A 13,558-nucleotide genomic window follows, 5' to 3' on the forward strand; every position below is an offset into this window, starting at 1 on the left:
CCCTGCTTTGCCGCCATTTTCAGCATCTGAAGACTTTCTGCTTCGCTGGAAGAACCATCATCAAAACCGGGAAGTATGTGACTGTGAATGTCTATTTTCTTCATTTTTCCCCCTTTATAATTATTTGTATACACAAATACCCCCCCCCCGGAAATTTTACCTAAATTTTACATACCAGGGAGGGCATTTTTCACAATTTGTTTCCTCACATAAAAATATGCCGACGATACATGCGTTGGCATACAATTACAATCATTACAGTGTCTACAATTTTTCAAGCAATTTCCTATGAATTAATGCCTTTTAGCGCTTATACTATACCATAAACTTCCTGCTTCTACAACAGAAAAATACAATTTACAACACTTTTTTACATATTTTGTTGCGTAGAGTTTCTTCCTATTAAATATGAGTACTATTTCAGCATCTGTTTTTAAGACTTCCTGATTTTCTTCCTCTTCCATGTGTGAAAGGAAGCGCCTTATATATTTTAAAATTTCCTTACTGAGTATTTGCCTTGTATCTGCAGTAATCAACTGTGCCCGTCAAAACACATCATGTTTATGTTTTTTAATATTTTACTGTCAACAGGTTGTCCTTTTGATTTACGTTCTTTCAAATCCAGTTATGCTTTTGCTTTAAAAGATTTCCAAAACTGCTTTCTAAATTCCACTGTTATGGATTCAACAATCAAAACAATATCTATATCTTTTGTGGCACGAAACGGAAGTTCTTCATTTTCCATAATTAAGTCACATGCTGTACCTCCGATAATTACATATTGGTCTTCAAATCCTGTAACCATTATTTCTCTAACTCCCTTTCTATTAGTTCTTCTACTGCTTCCTCTATTCTTTCATCTTCTTTTCCACTAAAAGATAATGCAACTGAAAGACTATCCCCCACACTATCATTTGAAAAATGTATTGGATTATATGCCCATGGTTCAAGTCTAACTTACTTATCTTTTTTTCATATCATATAAATCATGCCAGCATTCTCCCTTCTAAATAGGAACACCGCAAATAATCTAGGTAGTATTACTTTCTTACGAGTTTTCTTACGAGTTTTCTTGCGAGTTATCTCACAAAAAACTCGTAAGAAACTCGCAGCATTAGATCACTTAAAAATCAAATGCATATTCGTAAATCTTTCTAATGAATGTTTTTCCTTTTCAATAAATCGCCAGGTTTGTTTAAAAGTACCCGGAGCAATTAAATCTTCTTGAGAAATAAATGCAATAAAATCCTCTACCTTACCTTCAAACTTTTCTGCAAAATCATCCGCCATATCTGCCTTTTCATCATCTGTGAAATCTTTCAATTCATTGAAAAGAACATGCTCCAAATTACAAGAATTAAAATAGATTCTATAGCTGACACCATTGATTTTCCCGGAAGAATATAATTTTGATAATATTTCTGCTTTTTGAGTATGCTTTCGGATTAAATAATCCGGATATTTGGTCTCTATGCGATCCAAATAATACTGGACTCCCTCAACATCTTTTTCCACGATTACATCATTGCAAAAAGCTCCATCCATATCAACAATGTGTATAATTTTTAAAAAGTCCTCTACCTTGTACCCGTATTTTTGTTTTACTGATTCAATTAAATTGTTAATCTTGGATAGTATATTATCTGTTGATGTATAATCCTTTGTCGTGATATCTCCATGAACTACTACAAACTGAATTTCCGCACTTGAAAAATATTCTTTTAAAATGGAACCCAATGCAGCTTCATCACTCGGTCCTTCTACAATGACTGCAATTACTTTTTTCTCATTCACTGCGAACACCCCGCCCTGCTTTTCTAAATGCTCTGGCAATTTTCAAACTATCGGTTTCTTCATAAATTTCTTCGGATTGACCACCTAATGTAATACTTCTGATATACATATTGCGAAGATTGTTACTTTCTCTTACATTCTTCATATGAATATAGCGATTATTCGGATTCGTAGTGGAAAACATAATACTTTCCTTATCAATCATTTCAAGTGCACGTAGATTGTGTGATGTAAAAATCAGCTGTCCTTTTGCACTCTTTTTGAAAATGTCCAGCAGTTCTCCCAACATATATTCAAAAATTCCGGAATCAAGTTCGTCAATCACAAGACAGATTGAAGGATTTCCAAAAGCCTGTATGAGTGCATTCAGAATGGAAATGATTTTAATAATTCCCTCTGATTCCATTCTGATTGGAATCTCTTTCATGCCCTCTCGCTTTGACATTAATTCCAGCTTCCATCCTTCTTCACCATCATTCAACGATTGTTTCCCATAATTTTTAATCGTTACCTGCAGTCCTGGAATGATTGTGTATAACACAATATTAATCTGTTCAACAATTGTCTCTAACAGATTTTTTCTTTCCTCGTCCACTAAAATTGGTTCTGTCAAAGATACTGTAAAATCCCCTTTTGCTCCCATGTTATCATTTTCAATCCGAAATGCCATCGGCAAGACGAAATTAGCGGAAATCACTCCTGAATGCGTATTGCGAATCACAAATAAATCTTTCAAAGCAAATTCAAACAAAGAAGAAATAATAGCTGAAAATTGTTGAAATCCATTTTCATATTCTCTGCAGAATATTTCCCGACTGCTTTCACCAAAAATATAAGAGCAGTTACTTTTCTCTGCCATCTTACGCGCTACAATTAAATCTGTTTTTATTTCTTTATTTTCTTCCAGAACTTCATCTAGTCTTTTCTGTGGTTTAAAAATAACATTCGTTTGATCTCTTTGGTAATCCATAAATACAGTCTTATTTGTTCTGATTCCATTTTCATTCTTTGCAGCACTCAATGTTTCCCGACTGATAACGACCTCTTTTTCTTTTCTGCTAAGACTTAATCTGTATCCTATTTCAAACACGATACTATCCATAAAAATATTGAAATCTGCAAAAATTTCAGCAGTATCGGAATCCATGTCCATGTAATCTTCTAATGACTGATCAAGATCGGCTCCTATCATTACTTTTTGTAAAAAATACAATGCATCAACAACCGCTGTTTTTCCCGAACCATTTTGTCCGTAAATTCCCAGTATTTCTGCTTTATCCGCTGATAAAATTTTGTTTACAGTATTCGGCATATATATAGTGCCTTTTTTTACATTTTTAATACTTGTCAATTGTAATGATGACAAACGAACAATCGGTCTTCTCATCTTTATTCTTCTCCTTACAACCATCATTCCACACTATATGCTATGACTATAACGATACCACAAAGCATTGATTTCTTCAATATTTTTCTCTGTTTCCGTATTTTTTATGCGTTTCTTTAAATTCTATTCTTTCTATTTCTGAACAATCCGCAGATTATTTCATTGTCTGTATTTTGTTTTCGCCCTCTTTCTCCCCGCCTGGAATTATCTTATGCTTTATTTATACTTTATCCATTTATCATCCTTGCAAACGTTCTTTATACTGTCCTTGGAAGTAGTCTGGCTCCAAGAGACAGTACAGCATGGAAAAGGGAATATGACGGAAGGACTTCCGTGGAACGCTCCAACAAGCGTGAGAAAGAGGACTATAAATTAGAAGACGGCAGGCACCGCTCTACGAAGATGTGGTACTGCCGCCTCTACGGCATCATGATGCTCCAACATCTTGATGCCTGGGAAATGCCATCAGTCGAGGCATTTCAAAAATCATTATTAGGATTCGCAGCCTAATAATGATATCTTAAACGACACCATAAAATTTTTCAAGGCATAGTTCCCACTATGTCCAATATTTATGTCCATTTTTCTCAAATTTCTTTTCCTGTACGATATTTAGTTGTCAATTTCCAGTTAGAATCTCATTCATTGAGATTCCGAGAAGTTATTGAAGCGTGAAGGAAGCAAATCCCATTTGCGCTGCGGCCTTCCGACCATAAAATTAGTATGCCCCAAAATGAAATGGAAATGGGACAGCGCCACAAAGAAATCGAAACGCATATGCCACTGTGATCATCCATGTACCACTTCTTCCTGTGGAAGAATGATTTACATTTATCCGGAACAGAATCTTCGTGCCTATCCTGGTACAGTCCGCGGTACAGATAAATGGGATTCCACCTATAAAGTCAGAGTAAATGTTGAGAAATCGATTAACCATTTCAAAAACAGTTTTTGTGTTACCGGGCGTAAAACGCAGAATGAGAAAACGCTTCATGCCGACCTGCTTCTCGCCGGAATTACCCAGCTCATTACTGTAATGGTCGCTGACAAACTGTACAAGCATCAATATATCCGCAGCTTAAGGCCTTTGATTGCGTAAATACCTGCGATTCATACTCATTTATCAGCAGATAGCCCTATCTGTTTTGTTTTCATGTCCTGAAATTCTGTTTTTTACATACACCTCCTGAAAGACAGGCTATGCCAGATTTTTGCCTTATTGGAATCAAGATTACGTACTCGTTTCGCAACTACCTATCTATCACCTTCATGACAATATCATGCTGCAAATTTTTCAATAACTCAATGAATGCAATATTCGGAATAGTTGGGCGTCTGTTCTTTAAATTATTTTATTACTTTACAGCGCATGAACATTTGCATCCGGATTATCACTTCCATAGACCAAAAGCCCTCTTCTATAATTTCCAGAAACAAAAAAGTGGAGATGAATAAGCATTCATTGCTATCCATTCCACTTTAGTATATCAAAACGTTCCCTGCGAGAATCGAACTCACAACTAGTGCTTAGGAGAGCGAATAGGTAGTGTCAATTCCAGACAAGAACTATCATTATAAGCCCTTTAAAGTCAAGGCTTTTTTCTACTTCCGAGTCAAATCAAGTCAATCTCTGTACCCCACATATATGCCTTAGATAAGACCTGTTTATTAGCAGAATATTTGCATCAGCTAATACTTGGGGAATACCTTCGTGTCACCACCATTATGAAAAATATGGCTACCATTCTTCAAGCATTCGAGAATGATAAACAATATGAAATTGAACTGATTTCTACATATATAATACCGTACTTTAGACTGGTTGTCTACGGTGTTTTGACTACTGATAATGTAAATTTATTATTCCAACATTTTTCCTTCTAAATAGGAACATCGCAAGTAATCCGGATTTGTATAATATACATTAGAATTAAAATCCCTTCCTTTTTTTCGTATATTGTGATTTTCATTAAGACTTTTCGGGCATTTACCTGATTTAAACATACTCTCCAGCAATATCAACATATTCCAACATATTATGAATAATATCACCTCTATTGGGGAAGGTTCTCATTTTCCATAGCATCTTTCCGTACATAGAACGTTCCCCTCCCTGAACCGCACTTTACAATTATCTCTTCTTTTGTAAGCTTATTCAATGCATTTAAAACAGCTGATCGACTACCAATCGGGCATGCTGCGATAACCTCCGCACCAGTAAATTTACCTATTTTTTCAGTTACATAATTTTTAACAACATCATATACCGTACTTCTATTTTTTTCTGACATCAATCCAACTCGCTCTTCAAATTCTTTGTAACAAGCGAGAATTACCTGAAGCATATACTTAATAAAAGGAGTTGGATCATTCTCTTCCTCGTGCCATCCATAATCAATTCGTTCCAATACATCGTAATATGCATCTTTGGTTTTTTCAATCTGCTTCTCTATACTGATATACTTTCCAACTTCATATCCATTTTGATACAGAAGCAATAAAGTCAGTAATCTGCTCATTCTTCCGTTTCCATCATTGAATGGATGGATACAAAGGAAGTCAGAAATAAATGTTGGAATTAAAATCAACGGATCAACCGTTTCCATTGCCAATGTTCTTCTATAACTTTCACAAATTGCCTCTATTGCCTGTTCTGTTTCATACGGTGACAACGGAATAAATCTTGTTACTACTGTTCCATCAGCCTTTGTCTCATTGATATAATTCTGTGTATTCTTAAATTGACCTCCATAGGAAAGACCTGCATGTTTTAACAAATCACGATGTAATTGTAAAATATATGCTGTTCTAATTGGTATGAAATCATGACTCTCATGAATGGTATTAAGTACATCACGATATCCAACAATTTCACTTTCATCTCGTGATTTAGGTGTTGTTTTCTCATTCATAAGCTGTTTAATACGTGTACTTGTTGTAACAATACCTTCTATTTTATTTGATGCCTCTGTACTCTGTACACGTGCAATTTCTATCAAACGCTCCAGTTCAACCGGCTTCTGCCTTGTAAATAATTCCTGACGCCCTTTACATTCATGAATTTTTGCAATATATGACACGACTTCTCCATCCCACAATCTATCCGCTAATTTCATATAATCAAACTTTCTCACCTCTACACCTACCTTCCTTAAGTTTATCATCCATTCATTTGTTCTTTCGTCCATATTATACCCCATTTTGGATGAAACTTTCAATAGTTGGATAAAAACTGCTGTTTTATATTTTAACTTGCTGAAAATTCTGCACATCGAATTTTCCACTAAAATTTCACTATTTTTCATTACTTCATCGCCTTTGCCAACGAAGCCAATAGTGCTTTCATTTCCGGATTTGCCAATACTTTTGCAAGCAGCTCTGCATCCACATCATCCGGCACATCTACTGTCTGAGTTGTGGTTTCCTCTCGCATCTTTGGATCCAGATTTTTCTTCTCATAGAACGCTTCCTCGAATAATTCTGCATTTCGTCTTCGATCCTCATCAATAATATGGGAATATACATCTGTCACCATATCAACCTGTGAATGGCCGGAATCCCCTTGAACCGCTTTGATGTCTCCTCCATTCAGTTTTAATTTATAGGTTACACTGCTATGTCTTAAACTGTGGAAGACAACCGGAGGAAGATTATGCTCTTCGATCAGTTTTTTTAATTGTCCTCGGATTGCCCCTGTACCAATCGGATTTCCAAATGTCGTTGCCATCACCAGATTATAATCTATATATTCCTCGCCTAGCACTTCTTTTACTTCATCTTGTTCTGCTTTCCATTCAACCAACATATTTGCAACGCTCTTTGGAAGAAACACCTTACGGATACTGCTTTCTGTTTTTGGTGTTTTCAAAATCTGAACAGTTGTGTTGGTTTTGTGCTGCGAAGGAAATACCAGTAAGACATCTTTTCCCTCCAGATCTTTTAGCGATTCCTTTTTTACCCGTTGTGTTTCCTTATTGATATAAACATATGCACGATTTTCTTCGATTGCTTCCGGAGAAATATCTACACAATCCCAGGTCAGACCAAGTAATTCGCCTAACCGCATGGAACAGGAAAATGACAAATTGATTGCTAGCTTCAATCGTTGATCTTCACAAACGCCCATTGCATACATCAATGTTTCTGCAGTCCAGATTTCCCGTTTCTGTGATTTATGTTTCGGCACTGTTGCATAGATACACGGATTTTTTTCTAACATCTCCCATTTTATTGCCTGCTCGAAACAATTGCGGAGTAATTTGTGAATATCTCTGACAGTACTCGCTGACACATATTCATTTCTCTTATTTCCCTTTGCCGGATTTCCTACTGCTTTTGTCTGCAACAATCCCTGATAGAATCTTTCCATAAAACGTGTATTGATCTCCGAAAGTTTTACAGTTCCAATCATAGGCTCAATATAATTTCTGATCAGACTAACATTCCCTTCATAAGTGGACAATGCCCATTTTTCTTTTCCATATAGGGAAACGTACTCTGTAAGCAGATCTGACAATGTATTGCACTTTCTAACAACAAGCGATCCCATTTCCTGTTTATATTCTATTTCTCTTTTCCTCTTCTTTGCCTCTGCTTTTGTGTCATATGTTTCCCATTTCTGTTTCCGTTTGCCGGAATCATCCTTATAGTTATAAATCACATTAAACTTTCCTTTTCGTTCTCTGATCGATGCCATATTAATTCCCTTTCCTTTCTCTTTCTTTCAACCATGCTTCAAATTCATCTCTTTTTACTCTGGATATATATCCAATCTTTACTGACGAAAATTTCCCATCATCAATCCATTTGTAAATCATTCCTCTACTGACCTTTGCAAGAAATGCTGCCTCGTCAAATGTTAGATAACCAAGATTTCCATTTTTGCTACGGTCTCCGGTTTTGGCTAATTTCTTTCGTCTGTAATTTGCCAGACTAAAATTTTGTTCCATTGACAACTCTTCATAATCGTTGGCCGGATCCAATTTATAATGATCTTGTCCATCTAAAAATTTCTGAAAGCTCTCTTTTGTAATTCTTTTCTTCTCTGCAATTTCAATCGTTTCAAAAAAATGGCTGTATTTAGAATTCTTCAAAATCTCATATACCTGACGTCTTGGAATTCCCAGAAGCCTTGCCATTTCCGGCATGGTAATTGTTGCTCCTTCCAGCTCCTTGTCCTTTTCCCTGTCTTTCTGTGTGCGATATTTCGATTGCTTCTCATACCATTCCTGAAAAGATTTTTTCGGAATCCTGATCCAGTAATCAACAGTAACTGTTTTTATACCGTCACGTCTAATCAGATCATAAACCGTAGTTTCACTAATCCCCAACATCTTGGCAACTTCTGATATGGAATAAGACCATTTTTTTAGGTTTTTCCCCGGTTCTTCCCCGTTCACTTTATGATACTTCACCTGGTTTGCATACCATTTCTCAAAGCTCGCAATATTCACTCGCATCTGTCCTGCGATTTCTCTGCATTCAAAATAATTTTTCTGAACCAGCCAGTATCTACCTGTCTTCTTTAGTCCCAAAAGATTTCCCATCTCCGGAACTGTCATCCAATTTTTTTCCTTTGGAGGAAGCCGCTTGTATTTACTGTTCTCCTCTATTTCAGAAAGCACTTCTTCAAACGAAGTTGCTTCTATGATATCGTAATTCATCTGATCGACTCTCCTTTCTTTTCTGCATCATACATCATTTTCAAATAAAAAATTAGGATGTCGATTGTGACTTTTCTTCCCAACCAACATCCCAGATTTCCTTTACTCCGGCTGATTATCAAGCCAGTCATCAAAACTCTTTTTTGAAATTCTGTACTTTCCACCATCCAACTGGATCCAACGAAATTCTTTCTTTTTTAATAATGCATAAACCGTCGGGCGACTAACATCTAAAATTTCCTGTACTTCCTTTACGGTATAACATCTTTTTTCTGACATATGAAAACCCTCTTTCTTCTTTAAATATACGAAGGAAAAAGATCCTTCTATATAACGAAAGGAAAAAGCGGATTTTTACAGGGTAACATAACATTTTTTTATTTTTTTAACTTTTTTTCTATCTCACCCTGTATTTTGCCCTCTGAGCCTTTCGTTATATGAGAGGGTTAATCTTTCAAGAGCAAGATCCACCCAGTAATACGGTATCGCCGTTTTGGCTTTCCGATTACTCTGAGTTTTATCTTGATGTGGATTACGCTCCCCATACCCTCGTTACTGACATTCACAAAATGTCAGATTGGCTTCCACATAAAATGTGTACGCAACACCAGAAGTATCAGAAGGGACAGCTGATATTTCTAGTGGAGTGCCCTGAAGTTGGAAGCACTCAATTAAGGGAGGAGGAACATGGCACCAAAGAAAAAAAGAAATGAAATGAAACACTCTAATATCATTTGTTTAAGATTAAGTGACATTGAATTAGAGTTAGTCAATCATGCCGCTTCTCAGGCGAAATTATCCCGTTCTGATTATCTGAGAAACCTGATTTTAGATCACAAAATGGCTATACACTATGAAGTTGTCATTGATAGCCAAACAATAAAAATGCTCTTAGCAGAGTATGGAAAAATCGGCTCTAATCTTAATCAGATCGCAAAATATTTCAATACAGGAGGAGCGTACTCTAAATCTGTAACAAACGAAATCCAGCAATGTCTTTACGACCTCTATAGGTTAAAAAAGGACCTGCTAAAAATGATAGGTGATTATCGTGGCAATAGTGAAACATATTAAAAGTCGGAATGCAAACTATTCAGATGCTCTGAATTATCTCATCTTCCAGCATGATGAATCAACCGGAAAAATGATTCTCGATGAATTTAATCGGCCACTGCGAAGAGATGAATTATATGTGGATGGTCTCAACTGTAATCCCGATACTTTTGATGTTGAATGCTATGAATGTAATGAACATTTTAAAAAGAACCGAAGCAGATCTGAAATCAAAAGTCATCACTATATCATCAGTTTTGATCCAGATGACAAATCAGAATGTGGACTGACCGGGGAAAAGGCGCAGGAATTATGTTTAAACCTTGCCCAAAAAATATTTCCCGGATATCAGGCTCTTATCGTGACACATACCGATGGTCACAATGGTTCCGGCAATATCCATACGCACATTGTGATCAACAGCGTCCGTAAAGAAGCTGTCAGAAGGCAGAGTTACATGGATAAGCCCCATGAAGAAATTGCCGGATATAAGCACCGATCCACAAATAAATTCCTGAATTATTTCAAAAAGGAAATTATGGATATGTGCATCCAGGAGGGACTTCATCAGATTAATCTTCTCTCTCCGGCTGAAACTAAAGTGACACAAGCAGAATATATGATCCAAAAATCCGGGCAGAAAAAATTAGAAGAGACAAACAAAAAAATCATTGCAGATGGATTGAAACCAACTGCCACCACATTTCAGACACAGAAGCAAGAACTTAGGAATGCCATCAAAGAATGCAGCCCGCATTCTAAAAGCTTTCGGGAATTCCAATCTCTGCTTTTTGAAAAATATCAGATTTCCGTCATTGAAGAAAGAGGAAGATATCGTTATCTCCATCCTGATCGAGACAAACGGATTACAGAGAAGGCTTTGGGAACTCAATACGGCAAAGAACATTTAGAACAGCTCTTCTTACGAAAAGATCCGATAACCATTCTTTATGTCAGATCGCATTTACGGTTGGTGGTGGATCTTCAGAAAAATGTGAAAGCAATGCAAAGTCCCGGATATGCTCATCGGGTAAAAATATCCAATCTTCAGGAAATGGCAAATACCATTATCTATGTGCAAGAACATGGATACAATACCCAAACCGAATTAAAAAATGCCTTTTCCGAATCTCAAAAACAGTTAGATCAGGCAACAGATCAGCTTATGGAAATGAATGCAGATTTGAAAAACATCAACCGTCAGATCCATTATACCGGACAATATTTTGCACAGAAAGCAATCTATACCGAATTTTTAAAAGCGAAAAACAAAGGCAGATTCCGAAAGGAACACATCGCTGAAATTCAAGCATATGAAGAAGCCCGTGACTGGCTGAAATCTTTTTATCCCGATGGAAAGATGCTTCCTATCAAAACATTGAAGGAACAAAAAGCCAGCTTGCAGGAACAGATCGACCAGCAAAAATCATCCATTCGTTCTCTAAAGGATCTGACACAAGATTTAAGAACCGTAGACAAAAATGTGGAAGCAATTCTCCACAATCAGGTTCCGAAAAAGCAAAAGACACAGGAACCCGAATTATAAATCATTTTACGAAGGAGGAATTACAATATGACACAAAATGAATTTAATGTTGTCCTTGAACAACAATATCGAAAATGTGCCGATGTCCTGGCACACAAGAAGAAAGAATACACCGGAGACCGCATTGACCGCCTGAGTGCGTTTAAAATCGCTGCCTCATTACAGGGATGCACACCTAAGGCTGCTCTGGCCGGAATGATGTCGAAGCATGTCGTATCTCTCTATGATATGTGTTACTCTTCTCTGCTCCAATTTGACTTAGAACAATGGGATGAGAAGATCACAGACTGCATCAACTATCTCATTCTGCTGAAAGCATTGATAAAGGAGGAACAAGCCTATGGATCACATTGAGACAAAGATTTTAAATAGTTATACCATTCAGAAAGCAGCTCAAAACATGGTATTCGCAGCAAGGCTTACCCAACAGGGGCATTGCATTCAAAACATGGGTGATCTTATGGCTCTTTATCAGAAATCTTTTACGGATAAAACCGTAGACCGGATTGCCAGTCTACCTCATCCAACCGTACAAAAATTTACGGTGATCACCGTTGCGATTGTAGGGGCAAGCAGACGTTTTCTTGCACAGATCACTCGTCATCAAAACGAAGTGAAATTCATGAGTGCATCTCTGCAATATAGCAACTATTCAGAAAAAGCTGCATTTGCGATTCCATATGAAATCCTTTTTTCCGAACAGAGATACATTGATCTCTATCTGCAAAGCTGCTTATCGGATCTCAGATGTTATCAGGAATTGTGTTCTTTGGGATTTCATCATGATTCTGCCGGCTATGCCCTCCCCCATGCTTTAAGAAATATTCTGATCATCTGTGCTACACCTTATGAGTGGAAACATATGATCAGTCAGCGTATCTGCAGAAGAAATACCGACGAAACAAGAATTGTAATGTTGGACATCTGGCAGAAACTATATGAATTCGATCCGGTGTTATTTTCACCGAAGCTGACCGGTCCTTTCTGCCAAAGGGGATGTTGTGAAGAAGGTGCTATGTCCTGTGGAATCCCCATCCCAAAAGACTGGTCTCCATTAGAAATAATGAGAGCAGATTATCCTCTGCTCGTAGAAGGGAGGGAAGCTGTTTATGAAGATTAAATTGATCGACTTTGGGTTAGAGAAAGATCATTATCCCTTCCGACCTCATGAAAACGATGCCGGCGCCGATGTGTATATGCCTTATGACTGCACATTAAAGCCAGGAGAGATTGCAAGAATTCCCTTAGGATTTGGGCTCATGATTCCGGATGGATATGCCGGTTATGTCTTTCCAAGAAGCAGCATGGCTGCAAAAGGATTGGTCTGCGAACTTCCGCCTATTGATTCCGGATATCGTGGCGAAATTCATGCCATTATCAGCAATGTTAGTTCAGAATCCCAAATACTCCGCAAAGATACCCGTGTAGGGCAACTGGTTATCACTCCCGTTCTAATTGCCGACTTTGTTCTGGATCTCGGAGAAGCAAGAGATATTGGTGCTTTCGGAAGTACCGGGGAATAAAGATCATAAAACCAGAGGTGCCGAATGATATATCATTTGACACCTCGCACAATCAAAATAACTTACAGAAAGGATTTTCTATTATGATTACGTTTGGAAGAAAATTAAAACATTTGAGACAGAAAAATCATCTCACACAAAAAGAACTAGGTATTGCACTTGGCTTTCCGGAAGATTCTGCTGATGTCAGAATTGCACAATATGAAGCAGATACAAGAAAGCCTCGTGATGAAATCCTTGCTAAAATGGCTAAAATACTTTACGTACCAATCGATGTCCTCACCGTTCCAGTATTATCTGAACCAAGAGAATATGATGCTGCGTCCTTCTGGATGCATGAACTTTCTGCAGAATTATAATTTTTTTAATAAAATAAAAAAAGCAGGAAATCTTTAGATATGCTCTCTTCGTGATGACAGTTTATTATTTTACTGTCTCTCATAAAGGGAGCATATCATTTAGATTTCCTACTTAGCCAGAAATGAAGATTTTCTTGTAGTTAGACTATCAATCACACACAAACAGGAGTTCTTCTATAGATACATTTTATATTTTAAAAAATCATTAAAACTTCCAATGTTTAATATGAATA

15 protein-coding genes and 1 pseudogene are annotated in these 13,558 nt (G+C 37.0%); 8 read left to right on the forward strand and 8 right to left on the reverse strand.

Annotated features, from left to right (window positions below; translation table 11 throughout):
- The 4 genes from WKT17_RS15705 to WKT17_RS15720 all read right to left on the reverse strand — a co-directional run.
- Positions 1-104: CpsB/CapC family capsule biosynthesis tyrosine phosphatase (locus tag WKT17_RS15705; protein WP_340273626.1), on the reverse strand; the 104-nt coding region annotated here is incomplete at its 3' end.
- Positions 105-625: 521 nt separating this feature from the next.
- Positions 626-805 carry a hypothetical protein gene (locus WKT17_RS15710; protein ID WP_291683755.1) on the reverse strand — a complete coding sequence of 60 codons (180 nt, stop codon included), beginning with the start codon at positions 803-805 and terminating at the stop codon, positions 626-628.
- Between the two features lie 314 nt (positions 806-1,119).
- Positions 1,120-1,794 (reverse strand): hypothetical protein, encoded by a 675-nt coding sequence (locus WKT17_RS15715; RefSeq protein ID WP_330625160.1) that lies wholly within the window; start codon positions 1,792-1,794, stop codon positions 1,120-1,122.
- Positions 1,787-3,181, reverse strand: coding sequence for an AAA family ATPase (locus tag WKT17_RS15720; RefSeq protein WP_291683753.1), 1,395 nt, complete (start codon positions 3,179-3,181; stop codon positions 1,787-1,789). Before WKT17_RS15720 ends, WKT17_RS15715 begins: the two co-directional genes overlap by 8 nt.
- A 162-nt stretch (positions 3,182-3,343) precedes the next feature.
- On the opposite strand from WKT17_RS15720, the gene WKT17_RS15725 reads away from it, so the two are divergent.
- Both WKT17_RS15725 and WKT17_RS15730 read left to right on the forward strand, forming a co-directional pair.
- The gene (locus WKT17_RS15725; RefSeq protein WP_340273592.1) at positions 3,344-3,691 is read left to right on the forward strand and encodes a hypothetical protein; all 348 of its coding nucleotides are present in this window, start codon (positions 3,344-3,346) and stop codon (positions 3,689-3,691) included.
- A 154-nt stretch (positions 3,692-3,845) separates the two neighbouring features.
- Positions 3,846-4,218 (forward strand): annotated as a pseudogene (locus tag WKT17_RS15730) (hypothetical protein); the annotation flags it as partial.
- A gap of 1,017 nt (positions 4,219-5,235) precedes the next feature.
- On the opposite strand, the gene WKT17_RS15735 reads toward WKT17_RS15730, so the two are convergent.
- The 4 genes from WKT17_RS15735 to WKT17_RS15750 form a co-directional block, all read right to left on the reverse strand.
- Positions 5,236-6,486, reverse strand: coding sequence for a Fic family protein (locus WKT17_RS15735; RefSeq protein WP_022151267.1), 1,251 nt, complete (start codon positions 6,484-6,486; stop codon positions 5,236-5,238).
- Positions 6,486-7,877, reverse strand: coding sequence for a site-specific integrase (locus WKT17_RS15740; protein ID WP_022151268.1), 1,392 nt, complete (start codon positions 7,875-7,877; stop codon positions 6,486-6,488). Before WKT17_RS15740 ends, WKT17_RS15735 begins: the two co-directional genes overlap by 1 nt.
- A 1-nt stretch (position 7,878) precedes the next feature.
- A complete protein-coding gene (locus WKT17_RS15745; RefSeq protein WP_022151269.1) occupies positions 7,879-8,844 on the reverse strand; it encodes a helix-turn-helix domain-containing protein in 966 nt (321 codons plus the stop codon).
- Positions 8,845-8,946: 102 nt separating this feature from the next.
- The gene (locus WKT17_RS15750; RefSeq protein WP_022151270.1) at positions 8,947-9,123 is read right to left on the reverse strand and encodes a helix-turn-helix domain-containing protein; all 177 of its coding nucleotides are present in this window, start codon (positions 9,121-9,123) and stop codon (positions 8,947-8,949) included.
- A gap of 408 nt (positions 9,124-9,531) precedes the next feature.
- On the opposite strand from WKT17_RS15750, the gene WKT17_RS15755 reads away from it, so the two are divergent.
- The 6 genes from WKT17_RS15755 to WKT17_RS15780 all read left to right on the forward strand — a co-directional run bounded on the left by WKT17_RS15755 (position 9,532) and on the right by WKT17_RS15780 (position 13,325).
- A complete protein-coding gene (locus WKT17_RS15755) occupies positions 9,532-9,918 on the forward strand; it encodes a plasmid mobilization protein (RefSeq protein ID WP_033143206.1) in 387 nt (128 codons plus the stop codon).
- Positions 9,896-11,443: a relaxase/mobilization nuclease domain-containing protein gene (locus tag WKT17_RS15760; protein WP_117468347.1), complete on the forward strand. Its 1,548-nt coding sequence runs from the start codon at positions 9,896-9,898 to the stop codon at positions 11,441-11,443. Before WKT17_RS15755 ends, WKT17_RS15760 begins: the two co-directional genes overlap by 23 nt.
- Before the next feature lie 27 nt (positions 11,444-11,470).
- Positions 11,471-11,797, forward strand: coding sequence for a hypothetical protein (locus WKT17_RS15765; protein WP_004606466.1), 327 nt, complete (start codon positions 11,471-11,473; stop codon positions 11,795-11,797).
- Positions 11,784-12,563 carry an FAD-dependent thymidylate synthase gene (locus tag WKT17_RS15770; RefSeq protein ID WP_117468348.1) on the forward strand — a complete coding sequence of 260 codons (780 nt, stop codon included), beginning with the start codon at positions 11,784-11,786 and terminating at the stop codon, positions 12,561-12,563. Before WKT17_RS15765 ends, WKT17_RS15770 begins: the two co-directional genes overlap by 14 nt.
- On the forward strand, positions 12,553-12,966 hold the full coding sequence (locus WKT17_RS15775; protein ID WP_072447148.1) for a dUTP diphosphatase: 414 nt from the start codon (positions 12,553-12,555) through the stop codon (positions 12,964-12,966). The genes WKT17_RS15770 and WKT17_RS15775 overlap by 11 nt, the downstream gene beginning before the upstream one ends.
- Before the next feature lie 83 nt (positions 12,967-13,049).
- The gene (locus WKT17_RS15780; protein WP_117468349.1) at positions 13,050-13,325 is read left to right on the forward strand and encodes a helix-turn-helix domain-containing protein; all 276 of its coding nucleotides are present in this window, start codon (positions 13,050-13,052) and stop codon (positions 13,323-13,325) included.
- The last annotated feature ends 233 nt before the right edge of the window (positions 13,326-13,558 follow it).

Origin of the sequence: Blautia sp. HCN-20427 (genome assembly GCF_037890365.1) — a bacterium.
In the GTDB taxonomy this organism is placed as follows: domain Bacteria; phylum Bacillota; class Clostridia; order Lachnospirales; family Lachnospiraceae; genus Blautia.